The sequence below is a fragment of the Acuticoccus sediminis genome (assembly GCF_003258595.1).
GTDB classification, from domain to species: Bacteria; Pseudomonadota; Alphaproteobacteria; order Rhizobiales; family Amorphaceae; genus Acuticoccus; species Acuticoccus sediminis.
Window position 1 is genome coordinate 94,726 of the sequence record NZ_QHHQ01000011.1, and the last position, 21,881, is coordinate 116,606.

Below are 21,881 nucleotides of genomic sequence, written 5' to 3' on the forward strand. Positions count from 1 at the left end.
GCTGGAGCCCATCGGGCCGTCGCGCCGGCCTTCGGGCCGGCGCCGGAGGGTCCGATGGCGGTGTCGCGCGGGCCTAGCTGGCCCACGACGTGAGGCGGCGACGGGCAAACTGCGTCGCGAAGTGCAGCGAGATGCCGACGCTCGACAGAACGATCAGGATCGCGAACACCCGGTCGGTCGCGAGCACCTCGTTGGCGTAGAGGATGAGTCGGCCCAGTCCGGCCCGCGAGCCGGCGAACTCGGCCACGATCGAGCCGATCAGCGCCGCGATCGCGGCGATATTCACGCCGGACAGGATGTAGGGAAGCGCGTACGGGATCTTCAGCTTGATCAGCGTCTGCATCCGGGAGGCGCCGAGCGCACGGAAGAGGTCCTGCTGTCCCGCCGGAACCGCCCCCAGTCCCGCGAGCGTCGCGATCAGCACGGGGAAGTAGGCGATGGCGGTGGCGAGGTAGACCTTGGAGCCGATGCCGTAGCCGAACCAGGTGATGGCGAGCGGCGCCAGCGCGATCTTCGGGAAGGCCTCGAAGGCGACGAGGATGGGATTGGCGACCTCGCGCAGCTCCTCCGACTGCGCGACGAAGGCGGCGCTCGCGACGCCCAGGACGATGGAGATGGCGAGCGCGATCAGCGTCTCGGCCAGCGTGGTCCCGATGTGGGGCCAGAAGATCCCGGACGAGAAGCCGTAGTGGAGCTGGTTGGCGACGTCCCGCGGCGAGGGCAGCATCAGCGGGTCGACGAAGCCCGCCGCGGTGATGACGTCCCAGCACGCGAGGACGATGAGAAAGAACGCGAGGGGCGGGACGACGACCTCGATGAGGCCCCTGAGAGCGGCGCTACGCATCGTGCGCTCCGGGCCGATCCAGCCGCGGGCCGGCCGTGGCGGCGCCTAGGGCCGCCGCCCGCGCGCTGTCGGTCGAAGAGTGGCTGTGCGGCTTCATTTGCGCGGCCTCTCGATGGGACGTTGAGGGGTCGGGAGTGGGCGGTCTGATGTCCGAAGTGTTACTAAAAATAGGACCATAGGCCCTTAGGGTGGTCAATTACTTCGCACGCTGAATTTTTAATCATTATAACGTGCGGGTTTGTGCCACTCGCGACGCGAAATGCATGCTTCGACATCCATGAGCGACTCTCGTGGGCGGGGGTCTGCCTACGATCGCGACGCGTCGCCGCCGTCATGCCGCACAGGCACGGTTCGAAAAGTCCGAATGGAGATGCCGGGTTAGCCGGCCTCGTCGGCGTGAATGCGCCGGTTCGCGCGGGGTCCTCGCCTGCCTGATGCGGAACGATTCCGATCCGGGTCGCCTCCGTCCGGAGCCTCGCCTGCCGCGCGATGGGCATGGTCAATAGATCCCGTTCGGCCTTCTTGAGGACCGAATGCGGGCCGATAAGGCGCCGGGCCGACGCGGAAACGGAGCCCGCGCGGTCTCGACATCGGACACGGGAGACTTGGGTGATGGCGATTCCGAAGAACACGATCTGTCTCTGGTATGACAAGGACGCCGAGGAGGCAGCACGGTTCTATGCCGAGGTCTTTCCCGACAGCGCGGTCACGGCGGTGCATCGTGCGCCCGGTGACTACCCGTCCGGCAAGGCGGGCGACGTCCTGACCGTCGAATTCACGGCCTTCGGTATTCCCTGCCTCGGGCTCAACGGTGGCCCCCTCTTCCAGCACAACGAGGCGTTCTCGTTTCAGGTCGCCACGGACGATCAGGAGGAGACGGACCGCTACTGGAACGCGATCGTGGGCAACGGCGGGCAGGAGAGCGCCTGCGGCTGGTGCAAGGACCGCTGGGGCGTGTCCTGGCAGTTCACGCCGCGGGTCCTGACCGAGGCGCTGGCGGCCGGCGGCGAGGAAGCCAAACGGGTGTTCGAGGCGATGTTGGAGATGGGCAAGATCGATGTGGCGACGATCGAGGCCGCCCGGCGCGCCGACGCTACGGCGACACGGGGCGGGTCCTGAACGACCGCCACCGAGCCGCGAGACCTTGCAGCCTCAGCCGACGTGACGCAGGGCGTCGACGATGACGGCGAAGGCCGGCGAGGACTGGCGGCGGTGCGGGTAATAGAGGTAGTAGCCCGGGAAGGGCGGGCTCCAGTCCTCCAGGACGGGGACGAGGCGGCCCTCCTCGATGTGCCGTTCGACGAGGCTCTCCGGCGCGTAGCCGAGCCCGTAGCCGGCGAGGGCCGCATTGACCACAGGGCCGATGGCGTTGAAGGTCAACTGGCCGTCGACGCGGACCCGCAGCTCCCGCTCGTCCTTCTCGAACTCCCAGGCGTATAGGCCGCCGTGCGTCGGCAGGCGCAGGTTGATGCAGACATGGTCGGTGAGGTCCTGCGGCACGACCGGCCTTTCCCTCCCCTGGAAATAGGACGGCGCGCCGACGACGAGCATGCGGAAATCGGGCCCCACGCGCACCGCGATCATGCCGTCGTCGACCTGCTCGCCCAGTCGGACGCCGGCATCGAACTTCTGCCCGACGATGTCCGTCAGGCCGTACTCGGACACGATCTCGACCTTGAGGTCCGGATAGTTCTTCAGGACCGGAGCCAGTTTCGGCCAGATCACGGTGTCCGCCGCGTAGTCGGTCGCGGTGATGCGGAACGTGCCGGCCGGGCGATCCTTCATGTCGATCAGCACGGCCAGCTCTTCCTCGATCTCGGCGAGGCGGGGCGCGATCCGCTTCAGGACACGCTCGCCCTCGGGCGTCGGCGTCACCTTGCGCGTCGTACGGGTGAGGAGGCGGATGCCGAGCCTCTCCTCGAGGCCGCGCATGGAGTGGCTGAGCGCGGACTGCGACACCCCGATCTGCGCGGCGGCGCGCGTGAAACTCCCTTCACGAGCGACGACGATGAAGGACATCAGGTCGGCCACGTTTTCGCGCAGCATTAATGAGCTCATCTCATGGGACTGCGCTCATTATAGCGGCGCGGTCGCTGATGCCGACGCGACATTTTCTCCCCGAGGTCCTCCGAACGGCAACGAACGAGGTGTTGGAGCACGGGGAGAGCGCCGCCCCGGCGGCCGCGAGGTGCGGTCCCGGCCCCGTCCCCGGGCCGCCGCCGGACCGATATCGACGGGCGTGTGCCCGCTGTTGCGGGGAGATTCGGCTGGTGAAGCGGCGCGTTCGGAGTAGAAGCGATCTTCCCGAGGGTGCCGGCCACTGAACTCGCGTGTCGGGCGGCAGTGCATCCGGCGCCGTTCCATGAGCCGGCCTCATCAAACCTATCAGCGCCTCACCATAGTCACTCGCTTCCACATCGTTATGTCAGTCACGGCCTGATCAGCGCTGCCGCTGAGGAGGCCATTGCAGCAACGGTACGGAAATAGACATGCGGAAGATTGCAATACTTGCCGGCGCGCTGGCCATGACTGGACCGACGGCGAAGGCCCAGGAGGCGCTTCCGGTCGAAATGGAGCGGCTCGGCGCCGTGTCTCCGGCCCTGCAGGCCTATACGGCGGACGACCTCTTCGGATCCGTCTGGCAGGACAGCGCCCTGTCCCAGCGCGACCGGGCGCTCCTGACCGTGGCCGCCCTGATCGCGCGGAGCGAGGACGAAGGGCTGGCCGAGTATATCGATCTGGCGATCGACCGCGGCGTGACGCCTGCCGAGATCTCCGAGACGATCACGCACCTCGCGTTCTACGCCGGCTGGCAGAACGCCATGAAGGGCGTCGACGCGGCGGCCGAGGTGTTCGAAGCCCGCAACGTCACGGCCGCCGACCTGCCCGCAGTCGAACCTCAGTCCATGCTTCCGCTCGATCAGGAATCGGAGGACCAGCGCCAGTCCTTCGTGCAGGAGCGCTTCGGCAACGTCAGCCAGGGTGTCGTCGACAACACCGAAAAGCTTCTGTTCCTTGATCTGTGGCTTCGCCCCGCGCTGGCGCCGCGCGACCGCAGCCTCGTGACGGTTTCCGCTCTGATCGCCACCGGCAAGGTGGAGCAGGTGACGTTCCACCTCAACCGGGCGATGGACAACGGGCTGACGAAGGACGAAGCGTCGGCGGCCCTGGCGCACCTCGCCTTCTACGCCGGCTGGCCGAACATTTTCTCGGCCATGCCCGTCGTCAAGGAGGTCTTCGACAGCCGCGAGGGCTGAACTGGCGTCCTGCGCATGTCTTCGGGGGTGTCACAGGAATCGCCCCCGGAGCGGAGCCCGCAGCCGGTCACTCGCTCCGGCTGGCGATGGTTTCATGAGCGCAGCTCATGAGTGCCAGTCGAGCCGGCGCCGTTTTCGATGCCGATCGCCCGACTATCTGTCTCGGCAGACACGCGTCATTTCGAAGAGCATGAAGCCATGAAAATCACACGAGCCGGAAGTCAATCATCGAACCCCGGCCCCGAGGACTGGTTCACCGGGAGGGTTCGTATCGACCCGCTTTTCGCCGCCGAGGAGCCGGGCCGCACGTCCGGCGCGGCGGTGACGTTCGAGCCGGGCGCGCGGACGGCCTGGCACACCCACCCGCTCGGCCAGACCCTGATCGTGACCCAGGGCAAGGGCCGTGTGCAGCGCGAAGGCGGCCCGATCGAAGAGATCCGTCCCGGCGACGTCGTCTGGTTCCCGGCCGGCGAGAAGCACTGGCACGGCGCGTCCCCGGACGTCGCGATGACGCACATCGCGATCCAGGAATCGCAGGACGGATCGCCGGTCACCTGGCTCGAGAAGGTCAGCGACGCCGACTATCAGGGCTGACGGCCCCGCGGCGGGCCCGCTGCCCCGACCGCTGCCCCGGCCCGCCGACCAATCCACGCGAGCTGGCCGCTCCCGATCAAGGACAAGTCATGCGACCGAAGATCACCTGCCACATGATCACATCCCTCGACGGTCGCCTGCGTCCGGACCGCTGGAGCGGACCGGCGGGCGCGTCGATGATGGACCTCGTCCATCGCGTCTATGACGACACCGCCGGGCAGTTCGAGGCGGACGGGTGGATCGTCGGGCGGAAGACCATGGCCGACTATCTGGGCGAGATCCCGGACCCGGTCCTGCTCGACGCACCGTCCGTCCGCGCCCCGCACGTCGGTTCGCGCGGCGGTCGGAATCTCGCGGTGGCGATCGATCCGTCGGGCCGGCTGCGGTTCGAGGACGACAACGTCGACGGCGACCACGCCGTCGTGATCCTCTCCCAGCGGGTTCCCGATTCGACGCTCGCGCGGCTGCGCGAGCGTGGCGTCTCGTATGTCTTCGCCGGCGCGGACGGTCACGATCTCGCCGACGCGCTGGAGGCCGTCGCTGACGCCCTCTCGGTGCGCCACCTGATCCTGCAGGGGGGTGCCGTCATCAACGGGTCGTTCCTCGCCGCTGGCCTGATCGACGAGGTGTCCACCCTGATCGCACCGGCCATCGACGGCCTCTCGGGCATCCCGGCGATCTTCGAGCACGACGGGGGCCCCGACAGCCGCCCTGCTGCGGGCCAGCACCTTCGCCTCATCTCCAGCCAGACACTGGAGGACGGCGTGATCTGGCTCCGCCATGAGGTCCGCCGCGGCTGACACCGGCCGCACCCCGAAGTTCGGCCGTCCTGCCGTGCCGCGAGGCGCGGGCGGGGAGGTCGTGCGCCGGCCTGGCCGATCAGGGCCAGCCCACCCAACTCTCTGGAGTGATTGATGCTTAGACAGACCGCAATCGCCATCACCGCCGCCCTGGCCGTATCCGGCGCGTCCGCGCAAGAGATGGAGATCACCAGGAATGGCAGTCGGGACGGCATGATCGGTTCGCCGGACCTCTTCACCGGCACCGTCTACGTGGAGCCGGTGTTCGGCAACCCGGAGCCCTTCATGGTCAACGCGGGCAAGGTGACGTTCCTGCCGGGGGCGCGGTCCAACTGGCACACGCACCCGGCGGGCCAGATGCTGATCGTCATCGACGGGACCGGCTGGGTCCAGGAAGAGGGCGAGGAAAAGCAGGTGATGCAGCCCGGCGACGTGATCTGGTGCCCGCCCGCGGTGAAGCACTGGCACGGCGCGACGGACACGACCTCGGTCACCCACTACGCCGTCCAGCAGTTCGAGAACGGCGAGAACGTGACCTGGATGGAGCCTGTTACCGACGAGCAGTTCGCCGCCGAGTAATCACCGGACGCCTTCGAGACTGCGGCAGACGGCCATCACGCCGCCGCCTGCCGCGACAACTCCCCGCCTCCGCACGACGGCCCCCGCGCGCGGTGTGACCGCGAGCAAGTGGCCAGCCGATTGTTTGGCGAATTGCACCCGAGCCACGGCGGCGTCCGTCCCGCATCATGGGCGGCCGTTTTCGGCACTCGATCTGAATGGAAAGCACGCCATGACCGGCGAACATCGTCTGGACGGAGCGACCGGTGTCCGCCCGGCGGCCGAGAAGGCCGCACTCAGCCTCACAGTGGTCTCCGCCGCGACGGCGCTGGTCCTCATCGTCTTCACCATCCCGCTGACGACGATGAGCGCCACATCGAGGATGCTCGCCATGGGGCCGAGCGGGGAAGCGTGGCTCCTCTCCGCCATGCCCCTCGGCGCGGCGACCGGCCTTCTCGGTGCGGCGGCGCTCGGCGACGACCATGGCCGGCGTCTGGTCTTCCTCTGGGGTCTTGGCGTGATGGCGGCCGCGTCCGTTCTGGGTGCCGTCGCGACAACGAGCCTGGTGCTCATCGTCGCGCGGATCGTGCAGGGGCTCGGCGGCGCGGCGGTGATGGCGTGCGGGCTCGGCCTCGTCGGCAGGATCTACCCGGAGGGGCGGGCGCGCGCGACCGCGGCGGGGGTCTGGGCCGCGGGTCTGGGCGCCGGCGTCGCGATCGGCCCGATCCTCGCGTCCTGCCTCACCGGTCTCGGCGGATGGACGGCGTCGTACTGGGCCAATGCCATCCTGTCGGCCGGCCTGCTCGTGGCCGGCCACGTCCTCCTGCCGCCGTCGGAGCCGCGACGGCCGCAGCCGGCGGACTGGCTCGGCACCATCCTGCTGATGGCGGGCCTCGCAATGTTCATGGCCGCGCTGACGGAGATGCGCTTCGGCATTGCCAGGCCGACGGTGATCCTGCTGCTGGCCGGCGGGCTTGCCGTCCTCGGCGCCTTCGCCGTGGTCGAGCTGAGGCATCCCCGGCCGATCCTCGAATTGCACTTGTTCCGGAGCCCCGCCTTTTCCGGCGCGACGATCGCGGCCTTCGCATCCGGGGCCGGTGTGCTGGCGCTGATGTCCCTCGTTCCGACGATGATGATGCGGGCGATGCAGGCGACGGCGCTCGACGCCTCGCTGGTCCTCACGGCGTGGTCGGCGACCAGCGTCGTCACGGCGCTCTGCGCGCGCTGGCTGCCGGAGACGCTGACGCCGCGCGTTCTCCTGGTCGGCGGTCTCATCGCCTGCGGGGTCGCCCAGATGCTGCTCTTCGGGAGGTCACCGGACGGTTCCGCGCTTCTGCTGCTTCCCGGCCTCTTCCTGGCCGGTGCGGCCAACGGGGTGCTCAACGCCGCGCTCGGCCGGCAGGCGGTCGCCACGGTGCCGGCGGACCGGGTCGCCATGGGTAGCGGGGCCAACAACACCGCGCGCTATCTCGGCTCGGCCATCGGCATCACGGTCGGCGCGGTCCTGATGGCGCACGGCGCGGACGTCGACGGCGTGGACGGGCTGCTCTCCGGGTGGAACGAGGCCACCCTGATCACCACGGGCTTCTCGCTACTGGGCGCGATCACCGTCGCCGTCGCCAGGGACGGATGAATGCCGCTCATCAGTGCTTGCGGGCTAGCCTGTTGTTCGGCGTTGCGCGACCGGGTCATATCAGCGCGAAATCACGAACCACCCGCGTGGCGCCGCTCGGCCGCATGACAGATCGGGAGGCGCCGGCATGAAGCGCAGGGGCAGGACATGAGGGGGCGGACAGGCCGGACCACCATCGCGCTCGTCGCTGCTCTTTTCATGGCGACCGCGCCGGCGGGCAACGCTTCGGCAGAAGGAGCCGACATGAACATCCGCATCATCATCGACGGCGAGGTTTCGACGGCAACGCTCGAAGACAATGCCGCGGCGCGGGACTTTGCTGCTCTCCTGCCCCTCGACCTCACCCTGAAGGACTACCACGGCATCGAGAAGGTCTCGCCCCTTCCGGCCAAACTCTCGACGCGAGGCACGCCGGACGGGATCGACCCCGACGTCGGTGACATCACGCTCTACGCCCCGTGGGGAAACCTTGCGATCTTCTACCGTGACTTCGGCTATTCGCGGGGCCTCGTGCGCTTGGGGCGCATCACCTCCGGCCTCGAACGCCTGCAGCGGCAGGACAGCTTCAGCGCCCGGATCGAGAGGGCCGACTGAGGCCAGCCGCGCGACCGACACATCCGCCTCGTGCGCCGGCGCCCCTGAACGGCGGGGCCATCGGGTTCACCGCTGCCCCACGTCCTGAGTGCTGGCCATTGTGTCGATGAGCAAGGCTCATAGGAGCTTGCAGAAGAGCGCGATTATTCACCCCGCGACCGTCACCTAGAGTGCCGGCGCATGGTGCATGCACCGGCACTCAGTTCAATGCACTGGAGATCCATCTCGATGCGCAGGCTCATCAAGACGGCAGCCGTATTGGCGGTGACTGCGGCGGCATTCGCCGCGGCCGGAACGGCCTCACGTGTTTCAGCGCATCATGGCTGGAGTTCTTTCGACACGCGCGCGGCTTACTACGTCCGCGGCACCGTCACTTACGTGCGCTGGGGCAACCCTCACTCGGAGGTGACGATCCGCGTCGACGCGGCGGAGCTGCCGGAGGGTTTCAGGGAGCGGCCGCTGCCGCCGGGCGGCAACGAGGCCAACGGAGCGCCGACGCTGGCATCCGCCCGGCCCTATGAAGGCGAGCAGCAGGAACTGCATCTCGTCCTCGCCGGGCCCGGCTGGATGGCGCGGTGGGGCATGGACCGCCCGCTCGCCAATGGCGAGACGATCGAAGTGCTGGGCTTCCTCGGCAGCGCCGACGCCGAGGAGATGCGACCGGTGATGTTCTGGCTCGAGGACGGGCAGGGGGTGTGGCAGCAGCTCACCGCGCTGCCGGCACGCCCCGAGCCGGCGCCCTCGAACTGAGTTTCAAGGCGCCGGCCGCAGCCGTCGGCCAGCGCCGCCGCATTGAACGGACCGCCGATGATCGATGCGATTCCCATGCTCGGGCCGGTCCTGACCGGCATCGAACAGTCGGCCCTCGGGACTGCGGTGCGCATGACACCGCAGCTCTACCCGATATTGGAGAGCCTCCACATTCTCGGCATCGGCCTGCTCGTCGGCCCCGCCGTCGCGGTCGACATGCGGCTGCTCGGGCTTGGCGGCCGGTCAATTCCCGTCAGCACCGTCCTGCGGCATCTGTTGCCGCTCTGCTACGCGGGCTTTGCCCTCGCCGGCGTCTCCGGCCTGATGATGTTCAGCGGCATCGCGCTGGCGGTCGGGCAGAGCGCGGCGGCGCCCTGGAAGCTCGGACTGATCCTCCTCGGCGCACTCAACATCGCGGTCTTCCATCGCGGCATCCATCGCTCGGTCGCGTCATGGGACCGAGCGCCCGTACCGCCGCGCCGGGCCCGCATCGCCGGAGCGGCGTCGGCGCTCGTCTGGACCGGCGTGATCGTCGCCGGGCGATACCTCGCCTACGTCTGACCGGCGGGCTCCGGCGGTGTGCCGTTCACGGTCGCAAAAAAGGCCGCTCCCGTCTGGGGAGCGGCCTCTCGTCCTCGTACGCCACCGTGCCATGACGACGCCCGCGGCATCCGGGCGGAACCACAGGAACGCGTTCGCGATCTCCCCGGCCGTTCGGAGGCCATCGACGCCGGAAGTCCGGGACCGGACGGCGGGCGGTCCGGCTACATCCTGCCCCCGTAGACCGGGAAGACGCTCGCATCGCCGTAGTCCTTGATGGGCTCGGCGCTCCTGAGCACGTCCATGTCCGCGTCGGAGATGTCGAAGTCGACGGCGGCGTTGCTGCGCATGTGGTCCGGGTTCGCCGTCTTGGGCAGCGGCAGCAGGCCGAGCTCGAGGCAGTAGCGGATACAAAGCTGCGGGACGCTCACGCCGTACTTCGCGGCCATCGCGGCGATATCGGTGTTGCCGAGGATCTTCCCGTGGCCAACCGGCGAGTACGCCTCGACCAGCATGCCCTTGCTCCTGGTGTAGTCGATCAGGTCGAACGGCGTGTTGCTGACATGCGCGAGGATCTGGTTGATCATCGGCCTGGTGGCCGCGTTGTCGATCAGGTTGTCGAGGTCGGCCTGCTGGAAGTTCGACACGCCGATGGCGCGGATCTTGCCGGCCGCGTACGCCTCTTCGAGCGCCCGCCAGGCCTCCAGATTGCCGTCGAAATAGCGATCCTCGCCGCCGAAATCGGACCACGGCTGCGGGCTGTGGATGATCATCAGGTCGATGTGGTCGAGGCCGAGGGTCTTCAGCGACCCGTCGATCGACGACTTCGCCGCCTCGTGGGTCTTGATGCCGGCGTCGAGCTTGGTCGTCACGAAGAGCGACTCGCGCGGGACGCCGCAGCCGCGGACCGCCTCGCCGACGCCCCGCTCGTTGCCGTAGGCCTGCGCCGTGTCGATGTGGCGGTATCCGATCTCGACGGCGGCGCGGACCGCTTTCGCGACGACGCCGTCATCGATCATCCAGGTGCCCAGGCCGAGCTTCGGAATGTCGACACCGTTCGGCAGGGTGTAGGTTTCGTCCAGGACCATTGTGTTGCCTTTTCTTCCGGGCTGCTGTGAGCCGCATCTCGTTCCGGATCGGGCACCGCCGGGCGCCGCGCTCCCGGCCGGGCCATGCCGGCCGGGGTGGACGCGTCGATGTCGCCATCGGCGTTCCGGGCGCGCCGCGTGCCGTGCTCCGCTGATCGGGATGTACGGCGGCAGGGGCCCGAAGATTACCGATGCAGGCCGGCAATCACTCATGAGCAGGGAACATCAATCAACCGGGCCGCGTGCGCGGCAACCGGCGACGGCCTTGGGACGAGGATGACGCAGATGGGGGCGGCGGGGCAAGATCGCCGCCGGTCGCGTAGTCTCCAGGGCGCGCCTCATGCCCGGGCGGCATCGGGGACGCTGCCGATACAGGGCGAGGTCGGGTCCCGGCCTCGCCCTGGCCTCGGTCTACGCGGCGGCGCGGGCCGGGAGCATCGTGCCGGGGGCGACGACGATGGGGTCGAGGCCGGCCGCGGCGATGGTGTCGCGGCCGGCGGGGGTCGTGAAGAAGCGGCTGGGGCCGGGATAGACCGTGCCGTCCTCCATCAGCCGCCGGCCGCCCGCGTAGGTGAGGACGGGCGTCAGGCGGTCCATGTCCAGAACCGTGATGTCGCCGTCCGCGCCCGGCGCCAGATGGCCCTTGTCGGCGAGGCCCAGGATGTGGGCCGGCGTGAGGCTCGCCTTGATGGCAAAGTCGGCGAGCGTCAGCGCGTTCATGCGCACGAGGGGCAGGCCCCGCTCGACGATATCGTTGCGGGGGAGGCCGCCGCCGTCCGTCGCCAGCGCGTCGATCCCGAACCGGCCGTCCTTCGACCTGGCCGTGACGAGATGAATGCGCGGCTCCGGTCCGTTCACCATGCAGCTGACGCCGACCATGGTGCCGGCGGCCTTCCAGACAGCGACGCCGTCCGCGCCGGTGACGAGGCCGACGACCCCGCCGACGTCGGCCTGCACGTGGATCCAGCCGTCCGTGATCGCCTGTTCCACACCGTCCTGCGTGTGCGCGTAGCCGCCTGCGGTGAGGACGCGGCGGGCGGCGTTGCTCTCCGGGACACCGTTGGAGCAGCTTCCCGGAAAGCCGTTGAACGGGGCGAGGTAGGATTCGGACCAGATCGCCGGATAGCGCGCCAGGACCTCGATCGCCTCCTGGCCCTCGATGACCCCGGGCTTCTCGAAGCCGCGGCAATAGCTGTTGACGTGGGGCATGTGGAGGGGGTTGCCGTCCGCGAGGAGGCACGCCTCCTCCATGGTGGCGACGGAGGGGTTCGGCGTCTCGAGCGTCCCGGCGTGGAAGGCGACATAGGCCCCGTGCGCGCCGCAGGTGGCGATGACGGCCGCCGAGCCGTCCTGCGTCAGCGGGAAGTGTCCGCCGAGGAGCTTCAGGCCGATCGCGCCGCCCTTGAGCGCGACGGCCAGATAGTCCTCCACCTCGCCGGGCGACGGGCTCGCCGAGCCGACCGTGTGGCCGGGACGCACGTAGCTGATGCAGCCGACGCTGAGGCCGACGCCGTGCTTCGCCGTCGAGGACACCATCCCCTCGATGGGGCCGGCCATGTCGAGCGCGGTGGTGACGCCGGCGAGGGCAAGCATCCTGTGGCCGATGGGCCCGCCCATCCACTCCGAGAGGTGGACGTGCATGTCGACGATGCCGGGCATGACGACCTTGCCGGACACGTCATGCTCCATGGTGGCGGTGCCCCGGATCGTCGGCTCCACACGAGCAATGCGTCCGTCCTGCACCGCCACGTCCATCACCTGGTCGATCCCGTTCTTCGGGTCGACGACGTGTCCGCCGCGCAGCAGCGCATCAAAATGCTCGGCCATATCTGTTCTCCGCCGTTTCGGTGCCGGGATGCATCCGGCAGGCGGGATGTCCGCGACAAGTAAGGCTTAGAGGCTTTTCAGGATTTCCGGAATGCCAACCGCCGGGAAATGACGCCGGCGGTCGCGGGACCGGTCCTCGACCGCGTGCGGCCGTGTCTCCGGCGGGCCCGCCCGGACCGATCGGGGCACCCGACCGCATCCGCCACGCAGCGGGAACTCGCTTGACCAAACATCCATATTTGTGTTCGTTATGTCCAACTTACAGGACAACAATAAAATTCCAATATGTCCTGGCCTGGGGGAGGGCAGACTGTGAAAGCCGCCGTACTTCGTGCGTATCGGGAGCCTCTCAGCGTCGAGGATGTGGACCTCCTCCCGCCGCAGACTGGCGAAGTTCGTATTCGTTTCGCCGCGAGCGGTGTCTGTCACAGCGACATGACACGAATCGAAGGGGCGCGACCCTCTTCCTTGCCGATCGTTCTGGGACACGAAGCGTCCGGCTATGTGGAGGAGGTCGGCCCCGGCGTCACCGACCTCGCCATCGGCGATCGCGTCGTCCTCTCCTTTGTCTACGATTGTGGGCGGTGCTTCTACTGCTGCAACGGCCGGCCCAACCTGTGCGAGGTCGGCATCGGGATGCTGAAGAGCGGCACGATGGTCGACGGCACCACGCGTCTGCGCAAGGGCGACGAGGTCATTCACCACATGGTCGTCTCGTCCTTCGCCGAGCAGGCGGTGGTCCCGGCCCGCTGCGCGACCAGGATCCCCGAGGCGATGCCGATGGACGTCGCCGCGCTGATCGGCTGCGCGGTCCTCACCGGCACGGGCGCCGTCTTCAACACCGGCGCCGTGCGGCCGGGGGACACGATGCTCGTCGTCGGCTCCGGCGGCGTCGGCCTCAACGTGGTGCAGGCGGCCGCCATCGCCGGGGCGCGGGTCATCCTGGTCTCGGACCTCAGCGCCGAGAAGCGGCGGATGGCGCTGGACTTCGGTGCGACGCACGTCGTCGACCCGCGCGAGGAGGACCCCGTCGCCATGGCGAAGTCGCTGACCGGCGGCCGCGGCGTGGATTTCTCGTTCGAGGCGATCGGCCACAAGGCGACGATCCGCCAGTGCTACGACGCCATCCGCCCCGGCGGAAAGGCCATCGTCGTCGGCGCGGCGGAGGCTGGAAGCTGCTGCGAGATCGAGGCGCTGACGCTCCCGATCCAGGAGAAGGTGCTCACCGGCTCGATGTACGGCGGCGCCCGGCCACGCCTCGACGTCGAACGGCTCGTCGACCTCTACACGCGCAAGAGGCTGCGGCTCGACGAGCTGATCACCCGCACCTACCGGCTCGGCGAGATCAACGACGCGCTGCACGACCTGCACGAGGGCCGCCTGGCCCGGGGCCTGATCCGGTATGAGTGACACCGTCGCGGCGGCGCCGCTTCGCGGTCTCCCCACGCCCTTCCGCCAGATCGAGGCCGCGCTCAGCACGGTCCTGCGTGTCGTGGCGGTGTTCCTGATCTGCCTCAGCACCGCGCTCGCCTTCGCCAGCGTCGTCCTGCGCTACCTCTTCGGCACGTCCTACGGGATGGTCGAGGAGGTGTGCCGGTTCTCGATCGTCTATGCGGTGCTCCTCTATTTCGGGCCGCTCATCATGCGCAACGCGCACCTTGCGATGACGGTCGTCACCGACCTCCTGCCCCGGCGTCTGAACCGGACGGTCGACATCGTCCAGACGCTGCTGCTCGCCGCGCTGCTGGTCTGGCTGATGCGGTCGGCATGGACGTGGGAGGCGGGGCTCTATTCCATGGGCCTCCTCACCATGTCGGGCGAGATGCAGGCGTGGGTGCCCTCCGCGGCGCTCCCCGTCGGCATCGCCCTCGCCCTCGTCTTCACGCTGCTGCGCCTCATCGCCCTTGCCGTCGGCACGCCCCTGCCGCACGCGACGGAGGCGGCGGAATGACCGCGCTCGGGATCGGCGCGTTCTTCATCCTGCTCCTCGTCGGCACGCCGATCTGGGCGGCGATGCTGATCTCGGGCGCCATCGTCCTGGTGCTCGACATCGGAATGCCGGCGCAGGCCGTGACCTCGCAGCTTTTCATCTCCATCGACAGCTGGCTGCTGCTGGCGGTGCCCTTCTTCCTCTTCGCTGGCAACCTGATGACCGAGATGGGGCTGGCCGGGCGTCTCTTCCGGTTCATCGAGAACCTCATCGGCCACACGCGCGGCGGCCTGCCGGCGACGGGCGTCGTCACCTGCGCCATCTTCGGCGCGCTGTCCGGTTCGTCCACCGCGACGGTCGTGGCGGTCGGGTCGATGCTGGTGCCGCACATGCTGCGGGCGGGCTACGACCGCCATGACGCGCTCGGCGTCATCGCGGTCTCGGGCACGCTGGGGCAGATGATCCCGCCCAGCATCTACATGATCCTCTTTGCGGCCATCGCGCAGATGGACGTCTCGAAGCTCTTCCTCGCCGGCATCCTGCCGGGCCTCGTCATCACCGTGCTGCTCGTCGCGACCGCCGTCATCCTGTCCTGGTACGGCGACCGGAAGCTGCGCGAACGGGCGGGCTCCAAGGCGGTCATGAAGAGCTTCGTCGATGCGCTGCCGGCGCTGGCGATGCCGGTGATCGTGCTCGGCGGCATCTACGGCGGCCTCTTCACGCCGACCGAGGCGGCTGCCGTCGCCGTCGCCTACGTGCTGGCGATGAGCGCGATCTTCGAGCGCGGGAACTTCACCTTCAGGACGTTCTTCCGCTGTGCGGAGTCGGCGGTCGTCACCACGACGATCATCTTCATCATCCTCGGTGGCGCGACCGTCTTCGCCAACGCGATGACATTCGCCGGCATTCCGCAGACCGTGACGGAGTTCATGACCTCGCTGCCCGTGGGCGACCACGGGACGATGGCGATCGTGCTGCTGCTCTTCATCGCGCTCGGCACCGTGCTCGACCCGGTGCCGATCCTCTACATCACCCTGCCCATCGTGTTCCCGATCGTGCAGGCCATCGGCTACTCGCCGACGCACTTCGCCGTGCTCACGATCGCCTGCATGATGATCGCGCAGGTCACGCCCCCGGTCGGCATGAGCCTCTTCGCGCTCTCCGGCTTCTTCAAGGTTCCCATCGGCACGGTGATCCGCGGCGCGATGCCGTACTTCGCCGCGCTGCTTCTTTCGCTGCTGGTCCTCTGGTGGGTCCCCTGGCTCGCCACGGTCGCGGAATGAGCCGCTCGAGGCTCGCAATAACCGAATAAAACAATCGAGGGAGAGAACTCCATGGGTACCAAATTCGCTCGGGCGGCACTCGGCGTCGCCGCCGCGGCCTTCCTCGCCGCGGGTCTCGGCGCGACCGACGCGGACGCCAAGCAGCTCCGCTTCGTCCACGCCTATCCGACCGCCTCGCAGCACCACAAGAACGTCCAGTGGTTCACGCAGGAGGTGACGAAGCGCACCGACGGCGACGTCACCTTCCAGGTCTTCCCGTCCGCGCAGGTCATGCCGATCAACCAGGAGCTTCCGGCGATCCTCTCCGGTCAGGTCTCCATGACCTATTCGGTGGCGCCGATCGCGGCCAGCGTCGAGCCGCTGTGGGGCATCTTCGACCTGCCGTTCCTGTTCGACATCGCGCTCGACGACACCAGCCATGGCCGCCGCTTCTTCGACAGCGAGAAAGGCGGGGGGATGCTGGCGAGCGCGATGGAGAAACGCGGCTTCAAGCTCGTGTCGATCGCCCCGACCGACTATCCGAGCTCGTTCTTCCTGACCAAGCCGGAGCCGGTCGAGACGATGGACGGGCTCCATGGCCTGAAGCTGCGCTCGCCGGGCGGTCGTATCGGCCAGCTTTCGGGCGAGACGTTCGGGTATTCGCCGATCGCGATTGCCGGGGTCGAGCTGGTGCCGGCGCTGACGCAGGGCGTGGTGGACGGCGGAATCCTGCCGCCGATCTACACCCGCGACAACAAGCTGCCGCTGAAGGGCCTGACCGTCGCGCCCTACAACTGGCCGGCCGTGACGCCGATCATCATGTCGCTCGCCGAGTTCAAGAGCCTTCCGGAGAAGGACCAGAAGGTCATCATGGAGGTCGGCGCGGAGCTGTCGCAGAAGTCGCTGAAGATCGTCGAGGAGCAGACCACGGCGGCCATCAAGGAGCTGGAGGCCGGCGGCGCGAAGGTCGTCTACATCAGCGAGGCGGACCTCCCGGCCTGGCGTGAGAAGGCGCAGCCGGTGTGGGAGGCCTTCGTCGAGATGACCGGCGAGGACGGCAAGGCGATGCTCGACGAGGCCATCAGCCTGCGCTAGCGCCCGGCCCCGCAAACGGGCATCCCCACTGGCGGCGCTTCTGTTTAAGCTTCGGCAACGAGGCGGGCCTGGAAGCGCCGTCACGACCGCGAAGAGTCATAGTGTGCGATGTACCTTCAGCATAAGTGACATCAACTTGGGCCACAGCTGATCTTCGCCCCCCGTCTGTCGGCGAGCCGGTAGCTTCGAACCCGGGTCGTGGGCGCTCTGGCTCCTGCCGTGAGTGGCCCCGGCCGTCTCCCGGAACATCGCACCGTGCCCGGGCGCAGGACGCCTCATGCCGGGTCGTCGTCCACAGGTCGCGGCGCGCGGGACGGGCCGGTGAGGCTCGCGGTGAGACGTTGAAGGGCGTCCGCTTTCGGGTTGGCCGCGTCCCAGACGAGCCGGTAGGTGTGCTGGCCCCGGTCGACCTCGAGGTCCAAGGGACGGACGAGACGCCCCGTCGCGAGGTCGTCGCCGACGAGGGCGAGCTGGGCGAGCGCGACACCCCGCCCGGCGATGGCCGCCTCATAGGCGATCGCCGAACTCTCCATCGAGATGAAGCGCAGGCCGGAGGTGTCATGAACCCCCGCCGCCGTCAGCCAGATCGTCCAGTCGTCCGGACGGTGAGGCGTCGACAGGAGCGGGTGCGTCAGGAGACCGGCGATATCGCCCCGGTGTCTTTCGGCGATCCTAGGCGCGGCGACCGGGGCGAGTATGTTGGCGATCAACGGATGGCTCTCGAGGCCCCAGTCCCCCTCACCGAGGCGGATCGCGGCGTCGAGGCCGGCCAGTTCGGTCCAGAGCGAGGCCATTGTCAGCTGCACCTCGATATCCGGGTTGGCGACCTGGAACGCGGCTAGGCGCGGCAGCAGCCACCGTGTCGCGAACGTCGTGTAGGAGCGTAGCCGCAGGACCGTGCAGCGCGCGGCGCGTGCCGTCTCCGCGCTCGCCCGCCGGATCTGCTCGAAGCCCGGCCGAAGGCCTTCGGCGAGCATCCGCCCGCGGGCGGTCAGCGCAATCCCGCGCCCCACACGCTCGACGAGACGCTCGCCGTAGGTTGCTTCCAGCAGCTTGAGATTCCGGCTGACCGCGCCCGGCGTCACGCACAGCTCGTCCGCCGCGGCGCTGACGCTGCCGTGGCGGGAAACAGCCTCGAAAGCCTGGAGCGCGACGAGCGATGGGAGCGTCATGGCAATGTTGAGCCTAGCTCAACATTTGCGCCAAATAAAATCGTTTGTCGTTTTGCCCCGCCCCGAGCACCGTCCGTCCAACAACGAAAAGTCTGGGAGGAGCCGGTGACGAGCAACGCCCTCGAAGGGGTGGTCGTCCTTGATTTCGGACAGCTGATCGCTGCGCCCGTGTGCGGCATGTGGCTTGCCGACCTCGGCGCGACCGTCATCAAGATCGAGCCGCCGTCCGGCGAGCTCGCGCGCACACTCGGGCCCCCGAGCGTCAACGGCGAGAGCGTCGTCCTGCTCGCCTCGAACCGCAACAAGCTCGGTCTTTCGCTCGACCTGAAGCACCGCGATGCCCGGCGTGTGGTGGCGCGCGCGGCGCAACGGGCCGACGTCCTCGTGCACAACTTCCGACCCGGCGTCGCCGAGCGGCTCGGAATGGGGTTCGCCGACCTTCGGGCCGTCCAGCCCCGCCTGGTCTACTGCGCCATCTCCGCCTACGGGCAGACCGGTCCGTGGCGCGATCAGCCGGGCGTCGACGGCATCGTCCAGGCCGCCAGCGGGATTATGAACACGATCGGTTCGGAGCGCGGGCCCGGCAAGGTGCCGCTGCCCGTCGCCGACATGACGGGCGCGCTGTTCGCGACGATCTCGATCCTCGCGGCGCTGCGCACCCGCGACCGCACGGGCCATGGCGCCTCGCTCGATATCGATCTTTTCGCCGGCATGATGATGCTGCAGCACCTCAACCTCACCGACTACCTGACGAACGGCGCGCTGCCGCAGCCGACCGGCAGCGCGGCGAGCTACGCCGCACCCAACGAGGCGTTCCCGACGGCCGACGGGTGGATCATGGTCGCTGCCTATCAGGGCGCGAAATGGCCCGTCCTTTGCGAGGTCCTTGGCTGCCCCGACCTTGCCGGCGACCCGCGGTTCGCGACCAACGGCGACCGTGTCACGAACCGGGCGGAGCTTCACCGCGAGCTGGACAGGCGGTTCGCCGCGGCCACGGCCCGCGAATGGGCGGCCCGGCTTGCGGCGCGGGACGTGATGGCGACGCCGGTCGCCGACTTCGCCGCAGTGGTCGAGAGCGGCGCCTACCAGCCGCAGCGCAGCGAGGTGACGACCGATCACCCGGCGTCCGGCCCGGTGCGCATGCCGCGCTTCGCTTTCGGCAGCACCGCCGACCCCGGTCCGCAGCGGGCGGCGCCGATGCTCGGCCAGGACAGTCGCGCCGCTCTCGAGCTCGTCGGTTTCGCTCCTCGCGAGATCGAAGCCCTGATCGCCGATGGCGTCGTCAGCGAAGGGGCCGCGGCATGAGCTTCGTGGACATCGAACGGCACGGACGCGTGGCCCTTCTGGCGCTGAACAGCCCGGCCGACCGCAATGCGCTCTCGCGGCAGGACCAGTGCGACGCGCTCGCCGAGGCGCTCCACGAGGTCAACGCCGAGCAGGACGTGCACGTTGCCGTCCTCACCGGGCGCGGGCCCGCGTTCTGCGCCGGCGGCAACGTCAAGGACATGCGCACGAAGGCGGGCTTCATGGCCGGGACGCCGACGGAGATGGAGCGGGCCTACCGACGTGGCCTGCATCGCATCCCCCTGGCCTTCCAGGCGCTCGAGGTGCCGGTGATCGCCGCCGTCAACGGCCCCGCGATGGGGGCGGGGTTGGATATCGCGGCCATGTGCGACCTGAGGATCGCCTCCACCGAGGCGCGCTTCGCCGAGGTCTTCGTGCGCCTCGGGATCATCTCGGGGATCGGCGGGGCGTGGTTCCTGCCGCGGGTTCTGGGGCCGGCGCGCGCGGCCGAGCTCGCCTTCACCGGGCGTGTGCTCGACGCCGGGACCGCGCTCCAATGGGGTCTCGTCTCGGAAGTGACCGAGCCGGGCGCGCTTCTCGACCGCGCCCTCACGCTTGCCGGCGAAATGGCGCAGCACTCCGGCGTCGCGCTGCGCTACTACAAGCGCCTCATCCGCATGGGTACGCAGCAGGATCTCGCGACCGCCCTCGACGCGACGGCGGCGCTCCAGGTGCTCGCCCATTCCACCCCCGAGCACGAGGCGGCCGTGGACGCGATGCTGTCGCGCATGAGCCGGCGGGAGTCGGCCTCGTGAGCGCGCTCGGCAATCTTCTCGTCCGCCTCGAGCGGCTGTCCGTCATCCTCGGCTGCATCGCGCTGTTTTCGATGATGGTTCTCATCACCGCCGACGTCGCCCTGCGCTATGGGCTGAACCGGCCGTTCGTGTTCACCCGCGACGTCGTCGGGCTCTACCTGATGCCGGCGGTCTTCTTCCTCGTGCTGTCCGACAGCTTGCGCGACGGCGCGCAGATCCGCGTCACGCTCCTGCGCGACGTGATGGGGAAGCGGATGCGCGCGGTCGCCGACGTGATCGGCGATCTCCCGGCGCTCGCGGCCTTCGCGGTCATCCTCTATGGCAGCGTATGGCAGGGCATCGAAGCGTTCGCGCGCGACGAGGTGGTGGCCGGATCGATCCCGTGGCGGGTGTGGCCGTCCTTCGCGCTCGTGGCGGCGGGCACGCTGATGCTCATCGTCCGCCTCGCGGCGACGACGGTCCGCGCCATCGCCGCGCCCGATGCCGTGCATGAGGGTACGACGGATGCCGGCGCCGTCGAGGCGCTGGAGGTGACGCGATGATCACCGCCGGCATTCTCCTCTCGCTTCTGGCACTGCTTGCGATCGGCACCCCGGTCGGCTTCGCCATGCTGATCACGGGCGTTGCCGGGCTGTGGCTGACGGTCGGCTGGCAGGCGACGCTCGGCGTTCTGGAGACGACGCCGCTCGCCATCGCCGGCACGTTCGAGTTCCTGACCATCCCGCTGTTCCTGTTGATGGCCGAGTTCGTGCTGCGCAGCGGCAAGGTCGACGATCTGTTCCGTGTCACTGCCGCGTGGGTCGGGCGGGTGCGGGGCGGGCTGGGCATGGCGACCGCGATCGCGGGTGCCGGGTTCGGGGCGATCTGCGGGACGTCGACCGCCTCGGCGGCGACGCTGTCGGCGACGAGCCTGCCGGCGATGATCCGCCAAGGCTACGCGCCGAGCTTCGCCGCCGGCGTCGTCGCGATCTCCGGCACCCTGGCGATGCTGATCCCGCCGAGCGTCGCGATGATCGTCTACGGCCTCCTCGCCAACGTGGACATCGGGCGCCTGCTCATTGCCGGAATCCTGCCCGGCCTCCTCGTGATGGCGACCATCGTCGGCACGGTCTATCTCCTCGCGCTGCGCCGGCCGCAGGACGCGCCGTCGGCCCCCTCCGTCGCCTTGCGCGACAGGGTGCGGATGCTCGCCCCCGTCGGGCCGATCGTGGCCCTGTTCGCGCTCGTCACGGCGGTGATCTATCTCGGCCTCGCGACACCGACGGAGGCGGCCGCGGTCGGCGCGTTCGGCGCCTTCATCCTGCTCGCCTGGTGCGGCCGCCTCACCCGGCGCAACGTCGTCGACGCGCTGCGCCGCGCCGCGCACGGCAGCGCGATGATCCTCGTCATCCTGCTCGGCGCCAGCGTGTTCGGCTACTTCTTCGCGCTGACGCAGATCACGACGAGCCTCGTCGACGGGGTCGGCGCTCTCGGCCTCGCCCCCTGGCAGGTGCTCGTCATCATCCTGCTCGGATACATCGTGCTCGGCTCGTTCCTGGACCAGATCGCGATCCTGGTGCTGACCGTGCCGGTGGTGGTCCCCCTGATGCAGTCGCTCGGCTTCGACCTCGTCTGGCTCGGCGTTCTCATCATCGTCACGGCCGAGCTCGGCATGGTGACGCCGCCCGTCGGGCTCAACTGCTTCATCGTCGCGCGCTATGCCGAGCGGCCGCTCGGCGAGGTCTTCCGCGGCGTCCTTCCACACATCGTCGCGCACCTCGTAGCGATTGCCCTTCTCATCGCGCTCCCGGGCATCACGCTGTGGCTGCCGGGGCTGATGAAATGACTATAAAAACAGG

General features: G+C 68.9%; 22 protein-coding genes. 17 read left to right on the forward strand and 5 right to left on the reverse strand.

What is annotated here, in order from left to right; genetic code table 11:
- Positions 1 to 73: 73 nt before the first annotated feature.
- Complete coding sequence (locus DLJ53_RS31440; protein ID WP_111352290.1) at positions 74 to 844, reverse strand: ABC transporter permease; 771 nt, start codon at positions 842 to 844, stop codon at positions 74 to 76.
- 618 nt (positions 845 to 1,462) lie between these two features.
- On the opposite strand from DLJ53_RS31440, the gene DLJ53_RS31445 reads away from it, so the two are divergent.
- The gene (locus tag DLJ53_RS31445; protein WP_211100713.1) at positions 1,463 to 1,963 is read left to right on the forward strand and encodes a VOC family protein; all 501 of its coding nucleotides are present in this window, start codon (positions 1,463 to 1,465) and stop codon (positions 1,961 to 1,963) included.
- A 33-nt stretch (positions 1,964 to 1,996) separates the two neighbouring features.
- Here DLJ53_RS31445 and DLJ53_RS31450 read toward each other — a convergent pair whose 3' ends face one another.
- Positions 1,997 to 2,890: a LysR family transcriptional regulator gene (locus DLJ53_RS31450; RefSeq protein WP_111352292.1), complete on the reverse strand. Its 894-nt coding sequence runs from the start codon at positions 2,888 to 2,890 to the stop codon at positions 1,997 to 1,999.
- Positions 2,891 to 3,333: 443 nt separating this feature from the next.
- On the opposite strand from DLJ53_RS31450, the gene DLJ53_RS31455 reads away from it, so the two are divergent.
- The 8 genes from DLJ53_RS31455 to DLJ53_RS31490 all read left to right on the forward strand — a co-directional run bounded on the left by DLJ53_RS31455 (position 3,334) and on the right by DLJ53_RS31490 (position 9,591).
- Entirely contained in the window at positions 3,334 to 4,101 is a 768-nt protein-coding gene (locus DLJ53_RS31455; protein ID WP_111352293.1) for a carboxymuconolactone decarboxylase family protein, read from the forward strand.
- Positions 4,102 to 4,299: 198 nt separating this feature from the next.
- On the forward strand, positions 4,300 to 4,695 hold the full coding sequence (locus tag DLJ53_RS31460) for a (R)-mandelonitrile lyase (RefSeq protein ID WP_111352294.1): 396 nt from the start codon (positions 4,300 to 4,302) through the stop codon (positions 4,693 to 4,695).
- Positions 4,696 to 4,784: 89 nt separating this feature from the next.
- A complete protein-coding gene (locus tag DLJ53_RS31465; RefSeq protein ID WP_111352295.1) occupies positions 4,785 to 5,495 on the forward strand; it encodes a RibD family protein in 711 nt (236 codons plus the stop codon).
- Between the two features lie 114 nt (positions 5,496 to 5,609).
- Positions 5,610 to 6,074: a (R)-mandelonitrile lyase gene (locus DLJ53_RS31470; RefSeq protein WP_244935203.1), complete on the forward strand. Its 465-nt coding sequence runs from the start codon at positions 5,610 to 5,612 to the stop codon at positions 6,072 to 6,074.
- A gap of 211 nt (positions 6,075 to 6,285) precedes the next feature.
- On the forward strand, positions 6,286 to 7,686 hold the full coding sequence (locus tag DLJ53_RS31475) for an MFS transporter (protein ID WP_111352296.1): 1,401 nt from the start codon (positions 6,286 to 6,288) through the stop codon (positions 7,684 to 7,686).
- Between the two features lie 243 nt (positions 7,687 to 7,929).
- Positions 7,930 to 8,280, forward strand: a complete 351-nt coding sequence (locus DLJ53_RS31480; protein ID WP_111352363.1) for a cyclophilin-like fold protein — start codon at positions 7,930 to 7,932, stop codon at positions 8,278 to 8,280.
- Positions 8,281 to 8,508: 228 nt separating this feature from the next.
- Positions 8,509 to 9,030: a DUF6152 family protein gene (locus DLJ53_RS31485; protein WP_146620155.1), complete on the forward strand. Its 522-nt coding sequence runs from the start codon at positions 8,509 to 8,511 to the stop codon at positions 9,028 to 9,030.
- Positions 9,031 to 9,087: 57 nt separating this feature from the next.
- Entirely contained in the window at positions 9,088 to 9,591 is a 504-nt protein-coding gene (locus tag DLJ53_RS31490; RefSeq protein WP_111352298.1) for a hypothetical protein, read from the forward strand.
- 203 nt (positions 9,592 to 9,794) lie between these two features.
- Here DLJ53_RS31490 and DLJ53_RS31495 read toward each other — a convergent pair whose 3' ends face one another.
- Together DLJ53_RS31495 and DLJ53_RS31500 are read right to left on the reverse strand one after the other, a co-directional pair.
- The gene (locus DLJ53_RS31495; RefSeq protein ID WP_111352299.1) at positions 9,795 to 10,658 is read right to left on the reverse strand and encodes an aldo/keto reductase; all 864 of its coding nucleotides are present in this window, start codon (positions 10,656 to 10,658) and stop codon (positions 9,795 to 9,797) included.
- A 411-nt stretch (positions 10,659 to 11,069) separates the two neighbouring features.
- Entirely contained in the window at positions 11,070 to 12,485 is a 1,416-nt protein-coding gene (locus DLJ53_RS31500; RefSeq protein WP_111352300.1) for an amidohydrolase family protein, read from the reverse strand.
- A gap of 285 nt (positions 12,486 to 12,770) precedes the next feature.
- On the opposite strand from DLJ53_RS31500, the gene DLJ53_RS31505 reads away from it, so the two are divergent.
- From DLJ53_RS31505 to DLJ53_RS31520, 4 genes are read left to right on the forward strand one after another with little or no spacing between them, the layout of a single operon-like run.
- Positions 12,771 to 13,895, forward strand: coding sequence for a Zn-dependent alcohol dehydrogenase (locus DLJ53_RS31505; RefSeq protein ID WP_111352301.1), 1,125 nt, complete (start codon positions 12,771 to 12,773; stop codon positions 13,893 to 13,895).
- Entirely contained in the window at positions 13,888 to 14,436 is a 549-nt protein-coding gene (locus tag DLJ53_RS31510; protein WP_111352302.1) for a TRAP transporter small permease, read from the forward strand. The genes DLJ53_RS31505 and DLJ53_RS31510 overlap by 8 nt, the downstream gene beginning before the upstream one ends.
- Positions 14,433 to 15,698 carry a TRAP transporter large permease gene (locus tag DLJ53_RS31515; protein WP_111352303.1) on the forward strand — a complete coding sequence of 422 codons (1,266 nt, stop codon included), beginning with the start codon at positions 14,433 to 14,435 and terminating at the stop codon, positions 15,696 to 15,698. Before DLJ53_RS31510 ends, DLJ53_RS31515 begins: the two co-directional genes overlap by 4 nt.
- 51 nt (positions 15,699 to 15,749) lie before the next feature.
- Complete coding sequence (locus DLJ53_RS31520; RefSeq protein WP_111352304.1) at positions 15,750 to 16,772, forward strand: TRAP transporter substrate-binding protein; 1,023 nt, start codon at positions 15,750 to 15,752, stop codon at positions 16,770 to 16,772.
- A gap of 275 nt (positions 16,773 to 17,047) precedes the next feature.
- Here DLJ53_RS31520 and DLJ53_RS31525 read toward each other — a convergent pair whose 3' ends face one another.
- Positions 17,048 to 17,944 carry a LysR substrate-binding domain-containing protein gene (locus DLJ53_RS31525; RefSeq protein WP_111352305.1) on the reverse strand — a complete coding sequence of 299 codons (897 nt, stop codon included), beginning with the start codon at positions 17,942 to 17,944 and terminating at the stop codon, positions 17,048 to 17,050.
- 105 nt (positions 17,945 to 18,049) lie between these two features.
- On the opposite strand from DLJ53_RS31525, the gene DLJ53_RS31530 reads away from it, so the two are divergent.
- Genes DLJ53_RS31530 through DLJ53_RS31545 form a run of 4 tightly spaced genes read left to right on the forward strand, consistent with a single transcriptional unit; the run spans position 18,050 to position 21,868 of the window.
- On the forward strand, positions 18,050 to 19,249 hold the full coding sequence (locus DLJ53_RS31530; protein WP_111352306.1) for a CaiB/BaiF CoA transferase family protein: 1,200 nt from the start codon (positions 18,050 to 18,052) through the stop codon (positions 19,247 to 19,249).
- A complete protein-coding gene (locus DLJ53_RS31535) occupies positions 19,246 to 20,043 on the forward strand; it encodes an enoyl-CoA hydratase-related protein (protein WP_111352307.1) in 798 nt (265 codons plus the stop codon). Before DLJ53_RS31530 ends, DLJ53_RS31535 begins: the two co-directional genes overlap by 4 nt.
- On the forward strand, positions 20,040 to 20,585 hold the full coding sequence (locus tag DLJ53_RS31540; protein ID WP_111352308.1) for a TRAP transporter small permease subunit: 546 nt from the start codon (positions 20,040 to 20,042) through the stop codon (positions 20,583 to 20,585). Before DLJ53_RS31535 ends, DLJ53_RS31540 begins: the two co-directional genes overlap by 4 nt.
- Entirely contained in the window at positions 20,582 to 21,868 is a 1,287-nt protein-coding gene (locus DLJ53_RS31545) for a TRAP transporter large permease (RefSeq protein WP_111352309.1), read from the forward strand. Before DLJ53_RS31540 ends, DLJ53_RS31545 begins: the two co-directional genes overlap by 4 nt.
- The last annotated feature ends 13 nt before the right edge of the window (positions 21,869 to 21,881 follow it).

Bases quoted from the DNA above. Each gene is read 5' to 3' on its own strand.
- DLJ53_RS31455 (WP_111352293.1), top strand. From the start codon at position 3,334: ATGCGGAAGATTGCAATACTTGCCGGCGCGCTGGCCATGACTGGACCG.
- DLJ53_RS31485 (WP_146620155.1), top strand. From the start codon at position 8,509: ATGCGCAGGCTCATCAAGACGGCAGCCGTATTGGCGGTGACTGCGGCG.
- DLJ53_RS31510 (WP_111352302.1), top strand. From the start codon at position 13,888: ATGAGTGACACCGTCGCGGCGGCGCCGCTTCGCGGTCTCCCCACGCCC.
- DLJ53_RS31490 (WP_111352298.1), top strand. From the start codon at position 9,088: ATGATCGATGCGATTCCCATGCTCGGGCCGGTCCTGACCGGCATCGAA.
- DLJ53_RS31450 (WP_111352292.1), bottom strand. From the start codon at position 2,890: ATGCTGCGCGAAAACGTGGCCGACCTGATGTCCTTCATCGTCGTCGCT.
- DLJ53_RS31505 (WP_111352301.1), top strand. From the start codon at position 12,771: ATGTCCTGGCCTGGGGGAGGGCAGACTGTGAAAGCCGCCGTACTTCGT.
- DLJ53_RS31535 (WP_111352307.1), top strand. From the start codon at position 19,246: ATGAGCTTCGTGGACATCGAACGGCACGGACGCGTGGCCCTTCTGGCG.
- DLJ53_RS31480 (WP_111352363.1), top strand. From the start codon at position 7,930: ATGAACATCCGCATCATCATCGACGGCGAGGTTTCGACGGCAACGCTC.
- DLJ53_RS31495 (WP_111352299.1), bottom strand. From the start codon at position 10,658: ATGGTCCTGGACGAAACCTACACCCTGCCGAACGGTGTCGACATTCCG.
- DLJ53_RS31440 (WP_111352290.1), bottom strand. From the start codon at position 844: ATGCGTAGCGCCGCTCTCAGGGGCCTCATCGAGGTCGTCGTCCCGCCC.
- DLJ53_RS31500 (WP_111352300.1), bottom strand. From the start codon at position 12,485: ATGGCCGAGCATTTTGATGCGCTGCTGCGCGGCGGACACGTCGTCGAC.
- DLJ53_RS31465 (WP_111352295.1), top strand. From the start codon at position 4,785: ATGCGACCGAAGATCACCTGCCACATGATCACATCCCTCGACGGTCGC.
- DLJ53_RS31515 (WP_111352303.1), top strand. From the start codon at position 14,433: ATGACCGCGCTCGGGATCGGCGCGTTCTTCATCCTGCTCCTCGTCGGC.
- DLJ53_RS31460 (WP_111352294.1), top strand. From the start codon at position 4,300: ATGAAAATCACACGAGCCGGAAGTCAATCATCGAACCCCGGCCCCGAG.
- DLJ53_RS31545 (WP_111352309.1), top strand. From the start codon at position 20,582: ATGATCACCGCCGGCATTCTCCTCTCGCTTCTGGCACTGCTTGCGATC.
- DLJ53_RS31475 (WP_111352296.1), top strand. From the start codon at position 6,286: ATGACCGGCGAACATCGTCTGGACGGAGCGACCGGTGTCCGCCCGGCG.
- DLJ53_RS31525 (WP_111352305.1), bottom strand. From the start codon at position 17,944: ATGACGCTCCCATCGCTCGTCGCGCTCCAGGCTTTCGAGGCTGTTTCC.
- DLJ53_RS31520 (WP_111352304.1), top strand. From the start codon at position 15,750: ATGGGTACCAAATTCGCTCGGGCGGCACTCGGCGTCGCCGCCGCGGCC.
- DLJ53_RS31470 (WP_244935203.1), top strand. From the start codon at position 5,610: ATGCTTAGACAGACCGCAATCGCCATCACCGCCGCCCTGGCCGTATCC.